This window comes from Streptomyces sp. CRN 30 (genome assembly GCF_034105845.1).
Genome location: NZ_JAVRHI010000266.1, coordinates 14,306 through 30,351, shown reverse-complemented (window position 1 = coordinate 30,351; position 16,046 = coordinate 14,306). Strand labels below are relative to the sequence as shown.

At 73.8% G+C, this 16,046-nt stretch carries 13 protein-coding genes; 8 read left to right on the top strand and 5 right to left on the bottom strand.

The annotated features are described in order from the left end of the window. Positions 1-39: 39 nt before the first annotated feature. The 4 genes from UW392_RS28260 to argF all read left to right on the top strand — a co-directional run bounded on the left by UW392_RS28260 (position 40) and on the right by argF (position 6,627). Positions 40-1,548, top strand: a complete 1,509-nt coding sequence (locus tag UW392_RS28260; RefSeq protein ID WP_320777950.1) for a 3' terminal RNA ribose 2'-O-methyltransferase Hen1 — start codon at positions 40-42, stop codon at positions 1,546-1,548. Continuing rightward, entirely contained in the window at positions 1,545-4,160 is a 2,616-nt protein-coding gene (locus UW392_RS28255; protein ID WP_320777949.1) for a polynucleotide kinase-phosphatase, read from the top strand. The genes UW392_RS28260 and UW392_RS28255 overlap by 4 nt, the downstream gene beginning before the upstream one ends. Before the next feature lie 113 nt (positions 4,161-4,273). Next, positions 4,274-5,500: an arginine deiminase gene (locus UW392_RS28250; RefSeq protein ID WP_320777948.1), complete on the top strand. Its 1,227-nt coding sequence runs from the start codon at positions 4,274-4,276 to the stop codon at positions 5,498-5,500. A 116-nt stretch (positions 5,501-5,616) separates the two neighbouring features. After that, positions 5,617-6,627 (top strand): ornithine carbamoyltransferase, encoded by a 1,011-nt coding sequence (argF, locus tag UW392_RS28245; protein WP_320777947.1) that lies wholly within the window; start codon positions 5,617-5,619, stop codon positions 6,625-6,627. Here the strand turns inward: argF and UW392_RS28240 are convergent. Then, the gene (locus tag UW392_RS28240; RefSeq protein WP_320777946.1) at positions 6,624-7,100 is read right to left on the bottom strand and encodes an ATP-binding protein; all 477 of its coding nucleotides are present in this window, start codon (positions 7,098-7,100) and stop codon (positions 6,624-6,626) included. The two genes, argF and UW392_RS28240, sit on opposite strands and share 4 nt — an antisense overlap. 310 nt (positions 7,101-7,410) lie before the next feature. Between UW392_RS28240 and UW392_RS28235 the strand changes: the two genes are divergently transcribed. Both UW392_RS28235 and UW392_RS28230 read left to right on the top strand, forming a co-directional pair. Continuing rightward, positions 7,411-8,238 carry an enoyl-CoA hydratase family protein gene (locus UW392_RS28235; protein ID WP_320777945.1) on the top strand — a complete coding sequence of 276 codons (828 nt, stop codon included), beginning with the start codon at positions 7,411-7,413 and terminating at the stop codon, positions 8,236-8,238. After that, a complete protein-coding gene (locus tag UW392_RS28230; RefSeq protein ID WP_320777944.1) occupies positions 8,235-10,535 on the top strand; it encodes a bifunctional salicylyl-CoA 5-hydroxylase/oxidoreductase in 2,301 nt (766 codons plus the stop codon). The genes UW392_RS28235 and UW392_RS28230 overlap by 4 nt, the downstream gene beginning before the upstream one ends. A 34-nt stretch (positions 10,536-10,569) precedes the next feature. Here the strand turns inward: UW392_RS28230 and UW392_RS28225 are convergent, their stop codons facing one another. Together UW392_RS28225 and UW392_RS28220 are read right to left on the bottom strand one after the other, a co-directional pair. Beyond that, a complete protein-coding gene (locus UW392_RS28225) occupies positions 10,570-11,391 on the bottom strand; it encodes a PaaX family transcriptional regulator C-terminal domain-containing protein (RefSeq protein ID WP_320777943.1) in 822 nt (273 codons plus the stop codon). A gap of 66 nt (positions 11,392-11,457) precedes the next feature. After that, positions 11,458-13,065 (bottom strand): AMP-binding protein, encoded by a 1,608-nt coding sequence (locus tag UW392_RS28220; RefSeq protein WP_320777942.1) that lies wholly within the window; start codon positions 13,063-13,065, stop codon positions 11,458-11,460. 148 nt (positions 13,066-13,213) lie between these two features. On the opposite strand from UW392_RS28220, the gene UW392_RS28215 reads away from it, so the two are divergent. Both UW392_RS28215 and UW392_RS28210 read left to right on the top strand, forming a co-directional pair. After that, on the top strand, positions 13,214-14,335 hold the full coding sequence (locus UW392_RS28215) for an acyl-CoA dehydrogenase family protein (protein ID WP_320777941.1): 1,122 nt from the start codon (positions 13,214-13,216) through the stop codon (positions 14,333-14,335). Then, positions 14,335-14,766 carry a RidA family protein gene (locus UW392_RS28210; RefSeq protein WP_320777940.1) on the top strand — a complete coding sequence of 144 codons (432 nt, stop codon included), beginning with the start codon at positions 14,335-14,337 and terminating at the stop codon, positions 14,764-14,766. Before UW392_RS28215 ends, UW392_RS28210 begins: the two co-directional genes overlap by 1 nt. A gap of 17 nt (positions 14,767-14,783) precedes the next feature. On the opposite strand, the gene UW392_RS28205 is transcribed toward UW392_RS28210, so the two are convergent. Both UW392_RS28205 and UW392_RS28200 read right to left on the bottom strand, forming a co-directional pair. Beyond that, positions 14,784-14,999, bottom strand: coding sequence for a DUF5999 family protein (locus tag UW392_RS28205; RefSeq protein WP_320777939.1), 216 nt, complete (start codon positions 14,997-14,999; stop codon positions 14,784-14,786). Positions 15,000-15,217: 218 nt separating this feature from the next. Then, a complete protein-coding gene (locus UW392_RS28200; RefSeq protein WP_320777938.1) occupies positions 15,218-15,892 on the bottom strand; it encodes a hypothetical protein in 675 nt (224 codons plus the stop codon). Positions 15,893-16,046 lie beyond the last annotated feature (154 nt).

Genomic DNA, 16,046 nt, shown 5'->3' with positions numbered 1-16,046 from the left:
ACGACTACCCCAAGAGCTCCCTCGGAAGAGGTCCTCCGGATGTTCCTGACGATCGGCACCACCGGCACCCCCGAACGCCCCGCGACCGAACTCGGTCACCTGCTGCACAAGCATCCCGACAACGCGCAGGCGTTCCCCACCTCCTACGGCACGGCGCACGTCCTCTACCCCGAGGCGAGCGACGAGCGCTGCACGGCGGCGCTGCTGCTGGAGGTCGATGCCGTGGCGCTGGTCCGGCGCGGCAAGGGCAAGGGGCGCGGCGGCGCCCCCGACGCCGCGCTCGCGCAGTACGTCAACGACCGCCCGTACGCGGCCTCCTCGCTGCTCGCCGTCGCGCTGAGCGGGGTCTTCTCCAGCGCGCTGAAGGGCACCTGCCGGGCCCGCCCCGAACTGCCGGGCGAGCCGCGTCCGTTGCGCGTGGAGATACCCGCGCTGCCCGCGCGTGGCGGCCCCGACCTGGTGCGCGGGCTGTTCGAACCGCTCGGCTGGGCCGTGACCGTCGACGCGGTGCCGCTGGACACCGAGTTCCCCGAGTGGGGCGACTCCCGTTACGTACGGCTGGTGCTGGAGTCGGAGGCGCTGACCCTGGCCGAGGCGCTGCGGCACCTGTACGTCCTGCTGCCGGTCCTCGACGACGCCAAGCACTACTGGGTGTCGGACGACGAGGTCGACAAGCTGCTGCGGGCCGGTGAGGGCTGGCTGCCCGCCCACCCGGAGCAGAAGCTGATCACCAGTCGTTACCTGTCGCGCCGCTGGTCGCTGACGCGCCGGGCGATGGAGCGGCTGGAGCTGGTCCGGCTGGCCGAGGCGGACGACAGCGAGGTCGAGGAGATCGACAACGCGGTGACGGAGAGAATCGACGACGCGGTAGCCGAGGAGAGCGGGACGGAGGCCGACGAGAAACCCACGCCGCTCGCCGTGCAGCGCCGGGAGGCGATCCTCGGGGCGTTGCGGGAGGCCGGCGCCGGGCGGGTGCTCGACCTCGGCTGCGGGCAGGGCCAGCTGGTGCGGGCCCTGCTGAAGGAACCGCGCTTCACCGAGATCGTCGGCGTCGACGTGTCGGTGCGCGCGCTGACCGTCGCCGCGCGCCGGCTGCGGATCGAGCGCATGGGGGAGCGGCAGTCCTCGCGGGTCAGCCTGTTCCAGGGCTCACTCACGTACACCGACAGCCGCCTCAAGGGGTACGACGCCGCGGTGCTCAGCGAGGTGATCGAGCACCTCGACGAGGAGCGGCTGCCCGCCCTCGAGTACGCGGTGTTCGGCTCGGCCCGCCCCCGTACCGTGCTCGTCACCACGCCGAACGTCGAGTACAACGTCCGCTGGGAGACCCTCCCGGCCGGGCACGTCCGCCACGGCGACCACCGCTTCGAGTGGACCCGCGAGGAGTTCCGGGCCTGGGCGGAGGCGGTCGCGACGCGGCACGGCTACGCGGTGGAGCTCCGGCCGGTCGGCCCCGACGACCCCGAGGTCGGACCGCCCACACAGATGGCCGTGTTCACCACCACGCGAGGCACCACCGGAACCGAGAAGGAGGCGACAGCGGCATGACGGAGACCGACATCCGTACCGAGGCGGTGCAGGGGCGCCTCCTGCCCGTCACCGACCTCTCCCTCGTCGTGCTCGTCGGCGCCTCCGGCTCCGGCAAGTCCACCTTCGCCCGCAGGCACTTCAAGCCCACCGAGGTCATCTCCTCCGACTTCTGCCGGGGGCTCGTCGCCGACGACGAGAACGACCAGAGCGCCAGCGGGGACGCCTTCGACGTCCTGCACTACATAGCGGGCAAGCGGCTCGCGGCCGGCCGCCGGACCGTCGTCGACGCGACCAGCGTGCAGCAGGGCGCCCGCAAGCAGCTGATCGACCTGGCCCGGCAGTACGACGTGCTGCCCATCGCGATCGTGCTCGACGTGCCCGAGGAGGTGTGCGCGGCTCGCAACGCCGGCCGCGCCGACCGGGCCGACATGCCGCGCCACGTCATCCAGCGGCACACGCGTGAGCTGCGCCGTTCGCTCAGGCACCTGGAGCGCGAGGGCTTCCGCAAGGTGCACGTGCTGCGCGGCGCGGAGGAGGTCGAGGCGGCGGGAGTCGTCACCGAGAAGCGCTTCAACGACCTCACCCACCTCACCGGCCCCTTCGACATCGTCGGCGACATCCACGGCTGCTCGGCCGAGCTGGAGACCCTGCTCGGCAAGCTCGGGTACGTCGACGGCGTGCACCCCGAGGGCCGTACGGCCGTCTTCGTCGGCGACCTCGTCGACCGGGGCCCCGACACCCCGGGCGTGCTGCGTCGTGTCATGTCCATGGTGGCTGCGGGCAGTGCCCTCTGCGTGCCCGGCAACCACGAGAACAAGCTGGGCCGCTGGCTGAAGGGCCGCAAGGTCCAGCTCACGCACGGTCTCGCCGAGACCGTCGAGCAGCTGGAGGGGGAGAGCGAGGAGTTCCGCGCGCGGGTGCGCGCGTTCGTGGATGGGCTGGTCAGCCACTACGTCCTCGACGGCGGCCGGCTGGTGGTGTGCCACGCGGGCCTGCCGGAGAAGTACCACGGCCGCACCTCGGGCCGGGTGCGCTCGCACGCGCTGTACGGCGACACGACCGGGGAGACGGACGAGTTCGGCCTGCCGGTGCGCTACCCGTGGGCGGAGGACTACCGGGGCCGCGCGGCCGTGGTCTACGGCCACACCCCCGTCCCCACGGCCACCTGGCTCAACAACACCATCTGCCTGGACACCGGGGCCGTGTTCGGCGGCAGGCTCACCGCGCTGCGCTGGCCGGAGCGCGAGCTCGTCGACGTACCGGCGGAGCGCGTCTGGTACGAGCCGGCCAGGCCGCTCGCGACGGAGGCACCCGGCGGCCACGAGGGACGCCCGCTGGACCTCGCCGACGTGCACGGCCGCCGGACGATCGAGACCCGGCACTCCGGGCGGATCGCGGTCCGGGAGGAGAACGCGGCGGCGGCCCTGGAGGTCATGAGCCGTTTCGCGGTGGACCCGCGGCTGCTGCCGTACCTCCCGCCGACCATGGCGCCGACCGCGACCTCGAAAGTGGACGGCTACCTGGAGCACCCGGCCGAGGCGTTCGAGCAGTACCGGCAGGACGGGGTCGAGCGGGTCGTGTGCGAGGAGAAGCACATGGGCTCGCGGGCGGTGGTACTGGTGTGCCGGGACGCGGAGGTGGCGCGCGAGCGCTTCGGTGTGTCGGGTGCGGCGGGTGTGGCGAACGGACCGACGGGTGCGCTGTACACCCGTACCGGCCGCCCCTTCTTCGACGACCCGACCGTCACGGAGGAGGTCCTCGGCCGGGTGCGGGAGGCGGCGACGGCCGCCGGGCTGTGGGACGGGCTCGGCACCGACTGGCTGCTGCTCGACGCCGAGCTGCTGCCGTGGTCGCTGAAGGCCGCCGGGCTGCTGCGCAGGCAGTACGCGGCGGTCGGCGCGGCCGCGGGCGCCGCGTTCCCGGGCGCGCTGGCCGCGCTGGAGGGCGCGGCGGCGCGCGGCGTGGACGTGGGCGGGCTGCTGGCGCGGCAGCGGGAGCGGGCGGCCGACGCGGCGGCGTTCACGACGGCGTACCGGCGGTACTGCTGGCCGACGGACGGGCTGGAGGGCGTGCGGCTCGCCCCCTTCCAGATCCTCGCGGTCCAGGGCCGCAGCCTGGCCGGACTGCCGCACGACGAGCAGCTGGCCCTGATCGACCGCATGGTCGAGCACGACGGGTCCGGTCTGCTGCGGACGACGCGACGGCTGTACGTCGACACCGCGGACGCGGAGTCGGTGCGGGCGGGCGTCGACTGGTGGCTGGAGATGACCGGCCGCGGCGGCGAGGGCATGGTGGTCAAGCCGGTCGGGGCGGTGGTGCGGTGGGGGTCCCCCCGCTCGAGCGAAGCCGAGAGCGGGGGAGGTAAGGGCCGTCTGGTCCAGCCCGGCATCAAGTGCCGCGGCCGGGAGTACCTGCGGATCATCTACGGCCCGGAGTACACCCGCCCGGACAACCTGGCCAGGCTGCGCGGCCGCTTCCTGAACCACAAGCGGTCGCTCGCCCTCAGGGAGTACGCCCTGGGCCTGGAGGCGCTCGACCGGCTGGCCGAGGGCGAGCCGCTGTGGCGGGTGCACGAGGCGGTGTTCGGGGTGCTGGCGCTGGAGTCGGAGCCGGTGGACCCGCGGCTGTAAGGCTCCGGGGCGGAGGGGGCGAGGGCCCCGGTGTGACGCACGAGACCCTCGCCCACCTGTGCCGATCAGGGCTGCCGAGGGGTGAAACGCGCCCGAACGGTCAGGATGGAGACATGGCATTCCACGTCGACTCCGAGGCCGGGCGGCTGCGCCGGGTCATCCTGCACCGGCCGGATCTGGAGCTGAAGCGGCTCACCCCCAGCAACAAGCACGCCCTGCTCTTCGACGACGTGCTGTGGGTGCGCCGGGCGCGTCTGGAGCACGACGGGTTCGCGGACGCCCTGCGCGACCGCGGGGTGATCGTCCACCTCTTCGGCGACCTGCTCACCGACGTCCTCAGGATCCCGGCGGCCAAGAAGCTGATCCTGGACAAGGTCTTCGACGAGAAGGAGTACGGTCCGCTCGCCACGGACCACCTCCGGGCGGCGTTCGAGGCGCTGCCCACGGGTGAGCTCGCCGAGGCCCTCGTCGGCGGGATGACCAAGCGGGAGTTCCTGGAGGCGCACGCCGAGCCGACCTCCGTGCGCTTCCACGTCATGGACCTCGACGACTTCCTGCTCGGGCCGCTGCCCAACCACCTCTTCACCCGCGACACCTCCGCCTGGATATACGACGGGGTCTCCATCAACGCCATGCGCTGGCCGGCGCGGCAGCGCGAGACCGTCCACTTCGAGGCGATCTACCGGCACCACCCGCTCTTCCGGGACGAGTCCTTCCACGTCTGGTCGGAGGGCCTGGCCGACTACCCGTCCACCATCGAGGGCGGGGACGTGCTGGTCATCGGCAACGGCGCCGTGCTCATCGGGATGAGCGAGCGCACCACGCCGCAGGCGGTCGAGATGCTCGCGCACAAGCTGTTCGCGGAGGGCTCGGCGCGCACCATCGTGGCGCTGGACATGCCGAAGCGGCGCGCGTTCATGCACCTGGACACGGTGATGACGATGATCGACGGGGACACGTTCACCCAGTACGCGGGGCTCGGCATGCTCCGCTCGTACACCATCGAGCCGGGCGCCGGGGACCAGGAGCTGAAGGTCACCGACCATCCGCCGGAGCACATGCACCGCGCGATCGCCGCCGCGCTCGGGCTCAACGAGATCCGGGTGCTGACCGCCACCCAGGACGTGCACGCGGCCGAGCGGGAGCAGTGGGACGACGGCTGCAACGTCCTCGCGGTGGAACCGGGCGTCGTGATCGCCTACGAGCGCAACTCCACCACCAACACCCATCTGCGCAAGCAGGGCATCGAGGTGATCGAGATCCCGGGGAGCGAGCTGGGCCGGGGCCGGGGCGGGCCGCGGTGCATGAGCTGTCCGGTGCAGCGGGACGCCGTGCACTGAGGAGATCCTGGGGGGCGACGGGTATTGCATAGAAATGTCGCTGATCGTATAGACTTCCAGTTCGCTGATCAGTTCCATTCCCCCTCCCGTCAACCCCGTCAACCAGGAGCGCCCCCATGGCGACAGTCCCGACCGCCCTCGCAGGCCGCCACTTCCTCAAGGAGCTCGACTTCACCGGGGAGGAGTTCCGCGGTCTGCTCGAGCTGGCCGCCGAGCTCAAGGCCGCCAAGAAGGCCGGGACCGAGACGCGGTACCTCAGTGGCCGGAACATCGCGCTGATCTTCGAGAAGACCTCCACCCGTACGCGCTGCGCCTTCGAGGTCGCCGCCGCCGACCAGGGTGCCTCGACGACCTACCTGGACCCGTCCGGCTCGCAGATCGGCCACAAGGAGTCCGTGAAGGACACCGCGCGGGTGCTCGGCCGGATGTTCGACGCCATCGAGTACCGCGGGGACAGCCAGGCGGGCATCGAGGAGCTGGCCGCCCACGCGGGCGTGCCCGTCTACAACGGCCTGACCGACGACTGGCACCCCACCCAGATGCTCGCCGACGTGCTTACCATGACCGAGCACTGCGCCAAGCCGCTGACGGAGACCGCCTTCGCCTACCTCGGTGACGCGCGCTTCAACATGGGCAACTCCTACCTGGTCACCGGCGCCCTCCTGGGCATGGACGTCCGGATCGTCGCCCCGGAGGCCTACTGGCCCGCCGAGGAGATCGTCGCCCACGCCCGCAAGCTCGCCGAGACCAGCGGCGCCCGCGTCACCTTGACCGAGGACGTCACCGAGGGGGTCGGGGGAGCGGACTTCGTCGCCACCGACGTCTGGGTCTCCATGGGGGAGCCCAAGGAGGTCTGGGCCGAGCGGATCGCCGCCCTGTCCCCGTACGCGGTGACCATGGACGTCCTGCGGGCCACCGGCAACCCGGACGTGAGGTTCCTGCACTGCCTGCCGGCCTTCCACGACCTCGGCACCAAGGTGGGCCGCGAGATCCACGCCACGTACGGCCTGGACTCCCTGGAGGTCACCGACGAGGTCTTCGAGTCGCCGCACTCCGTGGTCTTCGACGAGGCGGAGAACCGCCTGCACACGATCAAGGCGGTCATGGTGGCGACGCTGGGCCGCTAGCGGCCCGAGGGCGACCGGCCCGGCCGCTGCCGTACCGGCGTCACGGGCGCCACCGGCAGCCGGAACCACACCGCCTTGCCGGACGCGGTGGGCCGGTGGCCGCACGAGGAGCTGAGGGCGCGGATGAGCAGCAGCCCGCGCCCGTGCTCCTGCCAGGGATCGGGCTGCTCCACCACCGGCCGTACGAGGTCGCCGGGCGGGTCCGGGTCCGGGTCGTGCACCTCGACCCGGCAGCCGGTCGGCAGCAGCTCCACGACCAGTTCGATCGGTGTCCGGCCCGTCGTGTGCTCGACGGCGTTGGCGACCAGCTCGGCGGTGAGCAGCTCCGCCGTGTCGCAGTCGGCGGTGTGCTCCTGCTCGGCCAGCGCCCTGCGGACCAGCGCACGGGCGACCGGCACGGCCGCGGCGGTGTGCGGCAGCGCGACGCGCCAGGAGGCGGGAGTGGAGGGTTCGTGCACAACGGGTCCGTTCATGAGCAGGCTGTCCTGCTTTCAACTTCAGGAATGGTACGGCGCCCGCCTGCGGGCACGTCCGGCGGGCGCCGTACGGGACCTCCGGCCGCCCCATGGCCCCGTTGCCGGGCGGCCTACCCGTACCGACGCGCGGCCGGGCCCGGGAGCGCCCGCCGTTACGGGGCTGTCGCGGACGCGTGACCGTGTCACGGGCCCCTGTGACGTCCCGCCCGCGCTTGTAGCGCACTCGTGACGACGGTCATGGACGGGTGATAACTTCATGGGGTAGGCACCCGCCCGCGCCCGGCCCGTGCCGGAGGAGGCCGCCCCCATGAGTCCCTTCACCGGCTCCGCCGCCCGCACCTCCGACTGGCGCCACCTGAGGTGCGCCGTCGACGACGGCGTCGCCACGGTCACCCTCGCCCGCCCCGAGAAGCTCAACGCGCTCACCTTCGGCGCCTACGCCGACCTGCGCGACCTGCTCGCCGAACTGTCCCGCGAGAAGTCCGTGCGCGCCCTGGTGCTGGCGGGGGAGGGCCGCGGCTTCTGCTCCGGCGGCGACGTCGACGAGATCATCGGCGCCACCCTCGGCATGGACACCGGCCGCATCCTCGACTTCAACCGGATGACCGGCCAGGTCGTCCGGGCGTTGCGGGAGTGCCCGTTCCCGGTGGTCGCCGCCGTGCACGGCGCGGCCGCGGGCGCCGGCGCGGTCCTGGCGCTGGCCGCCGACTTCCGCGTCGCCGACCCCAGTGCCCGCTTCGTCTTCCTCTTCACCCGGGTCGGCCTGTCCGGCGGCGACATGGGCGCCGCCTACCTGCTGCCCCGGGTCGTCGGCCTCGGCCACGCGACCCGGCTGCTGATGCTCGGCGAACCGGTGCGCGCCGCGGAGGCCGAGCGCATCGGGCTGATCAGCCTGCTGACGGACGAGGCCGGCGCCGACGAGGCCGCCCAGGCGCTGGCCCGCCGGCTCGCCGAGGGCCCGGCACTGGCGTACGCCCAGACGAAGGCCCTGCTCACCGCCGAGCTGGACATGCCGCTCGCCGCCGCCGTGGAACTGGACGCCGCGACCCAGGCGCTGCTCATGCACGGCGAGGACTACGCCGAGTTCCACGCCGCCTTCACCGAGCGGCGGCCGCCGAAGTGGCGCGGGCGGTGACCGGTGCGCCCCCGCCCGGACGCCGGCCCCTCCGGGTCGCCGTCATCGGCGGCGGCCCCGGCGGCCTCTACGCCGCCGCCCTGCTGAAACGGTTCGACCCGGCCCGGCGGGTCACCGTCTGGGAGCGCAACGCCCCGGACGACACCTTCGGCTTCGGGGTCGTGCTGTCCGACGAGACGCTGGGCGGCATCGAGCACGCCGACCCGGTCGTGTACGCGGCCCTGAGCGACGCGTTCGTGCGCTGGGACGACATCGACGTCGTGCACCGGGGCGTGCGCCACACCTGCGGCGGCCACGGCTTCGCCGCGCTCGGCCGGCGCAGGCTGCTGGAGATCCTGCACGAGCGGTGCCGCACGCTCGGTGTGGAGCTGCGGTTCCGCACCGAGGCACCGCACCCGGACCGGCTCGCGGCGACGCACGACCTCGTCGTCGCGGCGGACGGCGTGCACAGCACCACCCGCGTGACGTACGCCCACGCGTTCCGCCCGGCCGTCGAGGAGCACCGCTGCCGTTACATCTGGCTCGCCGCCGACTTCGCCCTCGACGCCTTCCGCTTCGACATCGCCGAGACGGAACACGGCGTGATGCAACTGCACGGCTACCCCTACGCGGCCGACGCCTCCACCGTCATCGTCGAGATGCGCGAAGAGGTGTGGCGGGCGGCCGGCTTCGCGGACACGGGCGAGCGGGAATCGGTCGAGCGCTGCGCGAAAGTCTTCGCGGACACCCTCGGCGGACGGCCGCTGACCTCGAACAACTCCACCTGGACCGCCTTCCGCACGGTCGTCACCGCGCGCTGGTCCCACGGCAACGTCGTCCTGCTCGGCGACGCCGCCCACACCGCCCACTTCTCCATCGGCTCCGGCACCAAGCTCGCCGTCGAGGACGCCCTCACCCTCGCCGCCCGCCTGGCGGAACACCCCACGGTCGGCGGGGCGCTCACCGCGTACGAGGAGGAACGGCGGCCCGTCGTCGCCTCCACCCAGCGCGCGGCCCGGGCCAGCCTGGAGTGGTTCGAGACGCTGTCGTCCCGCCTCGACGCGCCCCCGCGCCGGTTCGCCTTCGACCTCCTCACCCGCAGCCGCCGCGTCACCCACGCGGGCCTGCGGCTGCGCGACGCCCGCTTCACCGCCGCCGTGGAGCGCGAGTCCGGCTGCCCGCCCGGCACCCCGCCGATGTTCACACCCTTCCGGCTGCGCGGACTGACCCTGCGCAACCGCGTCGTCGTCTCGCCCATGGACATGTACGCGGCCGTGGACGGCGTCCCCGGCGACTTCCACCTCGTCCATCTGGGCGCGCGGGCCCTCGGCGGCGCCGGACTGGTCATGACCGAGATGGTGTGCGTGAGCCCGCGGGGGCGGATCACCCCGGGCTGCACCGGACTCTGGACGTCCCGGCAGGCCGAGGCATGGCGCCGCGTCGTGGCGTTCGCGCACCGGCACGCGCCGGGCACCGCCCTCGGCGTCCAGCTCGGGCACTGTGGCCGCAAGGGCGCCACCAAGCTGATGTGGGAGGGCATGGACGAGCCCCTGGACGAGGGCGGCTGGCCGCTCGTGGCCGCGTCCCCGCTGCCGTACACCCCGCGCAGCCAGGTGCCCCGCGAGCTCACCCGCGCCGAGCTGACCGACCTCCGCGAGGAGTTCACGGCGGCCGCGTGGCGCGCCGCGCGCTGCGGCTTCGACCTCCTCGAACTGCACTGCGCGCACGGGTACCTGCTCTCCGGCTTCCTCTCCCCGCTCACCAACCGGCGCACCGACCGCTACGGCGGCTCCCTGGAGCGCAGGCTCCGCTTCCCGCTGGAGGTGTTCGACGCGGTGCGTTCGGTGTGGCCGGAGGAACGGCCCATGACCGTCCGCATCTCCGCCACCGACTGGGCGGACGGCGGCACGACCGCCGAGGACGCCGTGGAGACCGCCCGCGCCTTCGCCGCGCACGGCGCCGACGCCGTCGACGTCTCCACCGGGCAGGTCGTCGCGGACGAGCGCCCCGCGTACGGCCGCTCGTACCAGACGCCGTTCGCGGACCGCATCCGGCACGAGGCCGGCGTCCCGGTGATCGCCGTCGGCGCCATCTCCTCCTGGGACGACGTCAACTCGCTGATCCTCGCCGGGCGCGCGGACCTGTGCGCACTCGCCCGCCCGCACCTCTACGACCCGAACTGGACCCTGCACGCGGCGGCCGAACAGGAGTACACGGGCGAGGGAGTGGTCTGGCCCGCGCCCTACCGGGCCGGCAGCCGCCGCCCCCGGGCCGGGCGCGCCGACGCCTCCCGGCCCCGCCCGACGCTCGGCGACTGAGGGTGCGCGCGGGGCCGCCCGCCCGCCACCACCGCTACCGGCCCACTCCGGCGAAGACGGCGCCCGCGTCCCGCAGCCGTTCGTGCAGTGCCCGGAAGACGGCCGCCGAGCGGGTCCCGGGCCAGTCGGCGGGCAGCAGCGCGGCGGGCAGCCCGGGATCCGCGTACGGCAGGTGGCGCCACGAGTCCAGCGCCCGCAGGTAGTCCCCGTACGCCTCGTCCGGCGGGGTGTCCTCGCGCGCCTCCCACGCGTGCAGCACGCGCGCGTGCCGGTCGAGGAACGCCTCGTGCTCCTTGGCGATCGCGGCCAGGTCCCACCAGCGCGCCACCGCCTCGGCGGTCGCCGCGAAGCCCAGGTGCTCGCCCCGGAACAGGTCCACGTACGGGTCGAGTGCCAGCCGCCGCAGGCTGCGCCGGGTCTCCTCGTACAGGCGCGCCGGAGCGATCCAGACCCCGGGGGCCGCGGTGCCGAAGCCGAGGGCGGCCAGCCGGGAGCGGAGCACGTGCCGCTTCTGCCGCTCCGACTCCGGTACCGAGAACACGGCCAGCACCCAGCCGTCGTCCTGGCCCGGGGGCGTCGTCGCGTACACGCGCCGGTCACCGTCCTCGAGCAGCTGCCGCGCCTCGGGCGACAGTCCGTACCCGGCCGCCCCGGTCGCCGTGCGGGCCGGCACCAGCAGTCCGCGCCGCTTCAGCCGTGACACCGACGACCGTACGGAGGGCGCGTCGACACCCACCGCGGCGAGGAGTCTGATCAGCTCGGACACGGGGACCGGACCGGATACGGAGCGGCCGTACGCGCCGTAGAAGGTCACGATGAGGGAACGCGGGGCGTGCTGCTCGGACACGTTGATCATCTTAGGCATTCAACAACATGGTCGATCTTGCTGATCATCATCACCGCGCAGCCGTCCGGCCGCCCGTCATGCCCCCTCGTCACCCGTCCGCAGCCGGTACCGCTGGAGCTTGCCGGTCGCGGTGCGCGGCAGCGCGTCCAGGAACACGATCGCGCGCGGGCACTTGTACGGCGCCAGCTCCGCCCGGACGCGGGCGCGCAGCTCCTCGGCGTCCCGGGGCGCGCCGGGCCGGGCGACGACGTACGCCACGACCGCCTGCCCGCGCTCCTCGTCGGGGTGTCCCACGACCGCCGCCTCCACCACGTCCGGATGGCGCAGCAGGGCCTCCTCGACCTCCGGGCCCGCGATGTTGTACCCGGCCGAGACGATCATGTCGTCCGCGCGCGCGACATGGCGGAAGCGGCCGTCGGGCGCGCGGACACAGGTGTCCCCGGTGAGGTTCCAGCCGCCGCGCACGTACTCCGACTGCCGGGGATCGGCGAGGTAGCGGCAACCCACCGGCCCCCGCACGGCCAGCAGTCCGGGCGTGCCGTCGGGCACGGGGAGACCCTCCTCGTCCTGCACGCGCGCGTGCCACCCCGGTACGGGCACCCCCAGCGTGCCGGGCCGGACGTCCTCACCGGCCGCCGCGAGGAAGATGTGCAGCAGCTCGGTCGCACCGATGCCGTTCACGATCCGCAGCCCGGTGCGCTCGTACCAGGCCCGCCAGGTGGCCGCGGGCAGGTGCTCGCCCGCGGAGACGCAGTGCCGCAGGGACGAGAGGTCGTACCCGCGGCCCTGCCGCAACTCCGTGAGCATCGCGCGGTACGCCGTCGGCGCGGTGAACAGCACCGACACCCGGTGCTCCGCGACCGCGGGCAGCAACTGCCGGGCGCCCGCCCGCTCCAGCAGCAGCGCACTGGCGCCGGCCCGCATCGGGAAGACGACGAGCCCGCCGAGCCCGAACGTGAAACCGAGCGGGGGACTGCCGGTGAACACGTCGTCGGCGCGCGGCCGCAGCACGCGCCGCGAGAAGGTGTCCGCGACCGCCAGCACATCCCGGTGGAAGTGCACACAGCCCTTGGGGCGTCCGGTCGTGCCGGACGTGAACGCGATGAGCGCGGCGTCGTCGGCCGCGGTGTCCACGGCCTCGTACGGCCCGTCGGGCGCCGGGAGGCGGAACAGGTCGCCGGGCGCGTCACCGCCGTACGTCGTGATGCGCAGACCGGGCACCCGGGCCCCGGCGAGGTCGCGGACGGACCGCGCGTCGCACAGCGCGTGGCCGACCCGGGCGATCCGGCACATGGTGGCGAGCTCCCGCGGCCGCGCCTGCGCCAGCACGGTGACGGCGATCCCGCCGGCCTTCAGCACCGCCAGCCAGCAGGCCGCGAGCCACGGGGTGGTGGGCCCGCGCAGCAGCACGCGGTTGCCCGGGACGACCCCGAGCGTGCCGGTGAGCACGTGCGCGACACGGTCGACACGGGCGCGCAGCTCCCCGTACGTCCACGTCCCGGCGGAGGGGGCACGGAACACCGGGCGCCCGGGATCGCCCCCGTCACCGGCGAGCAGCTCGGCCGCGCAGTTGAGCCGGGGCGGGTAGCGCGGTACGGGCGGACCGAGGAGGAGCTCGGGCCACTGCTCGCGGGGCGGAAGGTGGTCCCGGACGAAGGTGTCCTCGTGGGCCGAGGTCTCCATGGCGGTCGGCCCCCTTCGCGGTGGTGGCTCGCTCAAGGGAGCGTAGCGAGTCGGTGACGGCAGTCAACACTTCGCGATACGGTCGAGGTCGCGGCAGAAGTACGGCGGCCGGGCGACCGGACGCGCGGGACGACGGGAGGCGACCGGGATGACGGCGTTCGCGCTCACCGCGCGGCAGCTCGCCCGCCGCACCGAGCTCCGTACCCTCGCCGCCGAGCGCCTGCGGCCCCTCGCGGAGAAGGGCGAGCCGGGCCGCGTCAACCGCCCGCTCGTCGCCGAACTGGGCCGGCTCGGGCTGCTGCGCGGCCTGTTCACCGCCGGCGCGCTCGACCTCTGCCTGACGCGGGAGGCCCTCGCGTACGCCTGCACCGAGGCGGAGACGGCCTTCGCCCTGCAGGGACTGGGCGCCCACCCGGTCCACGCGTACGGCACCGACGCCCAGCGCGCCCGCTGGCTGCCCGAGGTGACCGCGGGCGAGGCGGTCGCCGCGTTCGCGCTGAGCGAGCCGGGAGCGGGCTCGGACGCGGCGGCCCTGACGCTGCGTGCGGACCGGGACGGCACCGGCCGCTGGCGGCTCACCGGGGAGAAGTGCTGGATCTCCAACGCCCCCGAGGCCGACTTCTGCACCGTCTTCGCCCGCACGACCCCCGGCGCGGGCGCCCGCGGCGTCACCGCCTTCCTGGTCCCCGCCGACCGCCCCGGCCTCACCGGGACCCCGCTCGACATGCTCTCCCCGCACCCCGTCGGCACCCTCGCCCTCGACGCCGTACCGGTGACGGCGGACGACGTCCTCGGCACGCCCGACCGAGGCTTCCGGGTCGCCATGACCACCCTCGGCCTCTTCCGGCCGAGCGTGGGCGCCTTCGCGGTCGGCATGGCCCAGGCGGCCCTGGACGCGACGGTCGGGCACACCTCCCGGCGGGACGCGTTCGGCGGCAAGCTGAAGGACCTCCAGACGGTGGCCCACCAGGTCGCCGAGATGGCCGTACGGACCGAGGCGGCACGGCTGATGGTGTACGCGGCGGCCGCGGCGCACGACGAGGGGGCACCGGACGCACCGGACGTCCCGATGCGCGCGGCGATGGCCAAACTGCTCGCCACCGAGACGGCGCAGTACGTCGTCGACGCGGCCGTCCAGCTCCACGGCGCCCGCGCCCTGCGCCGCGGCCACCTCCTGGAGCACCTCTACCGGGAGGTGCGGGCGCCCCGGATCTACGAGGGGGCGAGCGAGGTGCAGCGGGGCATCATCGCCAAGGAGTTGTACCGCTGATGGCCACCGGGGAGCGGAGCACTCCGGACGCGCGCCCGCCGGAGCGCGTCAACCCCGTCGCGCTGTCCCCGGCCACCGGCTTCTCGCACGCGGTGGTCGCCACGGGGACCCGGGTCGTCTTCCTGGCGGGGCAGACCGCGCTCGACGCCGGCGGCAGGATCGTCGGGGACACGCTGCCCGAGCAGTTCGAGCGGGCGCTCGCCAACCTGCTGACGGCGCTTCGGGCGGCAGGCGGCGACCCCGGCGATCTGGCCCGGGTCACGGTGTACGCCACGGACGTCGCCGAGTACCGCGCGTGCACGGCCCGGCTGGGGCGCATCTGGAGGGAGCTGGCGGGCCGGCGGTACCCCGCGATGGCGGTGGTCGGGGTGGTACGCCTCTGGGACGAACGCGCGCTGGTCGAACTCGACGGCTTCGCGGTGCTGCCCTAGGGAGTTTCCCGACAGGCCTAGGCGGCGGTGGCGAGCTCCCCGGCGGGCTGTCCGGCGGTCCCGCGCCGCGGGGCGACCACGGTGCCGTCGGGCAGGATCTCACCGGTGTCGTCGAAGACGATCGCACCGTTGCACAGCAGGTTCCAGCCCTGCTCGGGGTGGAAGGCGACGATGCGCGCGGAGTCGCTGTCCGGACGGTCGGCCGAGGGGCACAGGGGCTGGTGCGAACACATGGCGCGCCTCCACATCGGTGGAACGATCGGCGGGCGGCCGATCCGCCCCACCTGGTGCCGTGCTGCTGTGTTGTGCTGCTGCGGTGCTGTACTGAAGACTCTGCGCCCGCCCGGAACCCACCGCCAAGCGCTGTCGAGGAAACGTGACAGCACCCGGACGCGCTGTGACACGACACCGACATACCGCGGACGCGGCGCCGCACCGGTGAACCGGCGCCTCACCCGGTCCCGGTGACCGTGGCGCCGACAGTCCTTCCCGGCAGGAACGCGCGGACGGTGAGCAGGATGCCCACATCGAGGACGACCTCCGCGGCGTTGCCGAGGACGGGCACCTGCGCGGCGGCTCCGGACACCACCACCATCACCGCGGCGGTGACGGCCAGCCACGGGAAGCCCGCACGCCGCCACAGCACGATCCCGGCCACGAGCACCACCAGCCCGGTGACGATGGCGGGCAGCGGCCCCACGGGTGACGCCGCGGCGTTGGCGTACCGCACCGTCCCCTGCCAGCGCTCGGCCTCCAGGGACAGCTCCAGCACGTCATGGAGGACGCCCGCCGCGATCAGTACGCCCGTGAGCGCCGCCGTCACGGCACGCACCCGCCCCCGTAGTGCCCACCGGATGCCGGCGTGCTCCGCCGCGGCCAGCGACCAGACCACCAGCAAGGGCGTCAGGAACGCGTGCAGCACGAAGCGGGGCACGCTGAGCGCCTCCAGGACCGTCCCCGTGCCGAGGGTGCTCCCGAGGGCGATCACGGTGTTGTCCCAGACCAGGGCCGCGCAGATCAGCGCGGGTATGACGGTCGACCGGCCGGGTGCGACGCGCCAGTACCGCACGGCGGCCACGGCGAGGACGAGTTGACCGGTCGCGAGCGCGGCAAACAGCAATGACACCGCTGCGTACTCCTTACGTAGTCGTCGAACTATCTCAATGATCAAGATTGCTGTTCATCAAGGTATCGGACTCGTCGGGGCGGCGTTTCCCCGGCACGGCACGCTCGTTGGGCGAAGTGCGTCACCCGATCAGCGGCAGCCAGGAAGGCAAGGG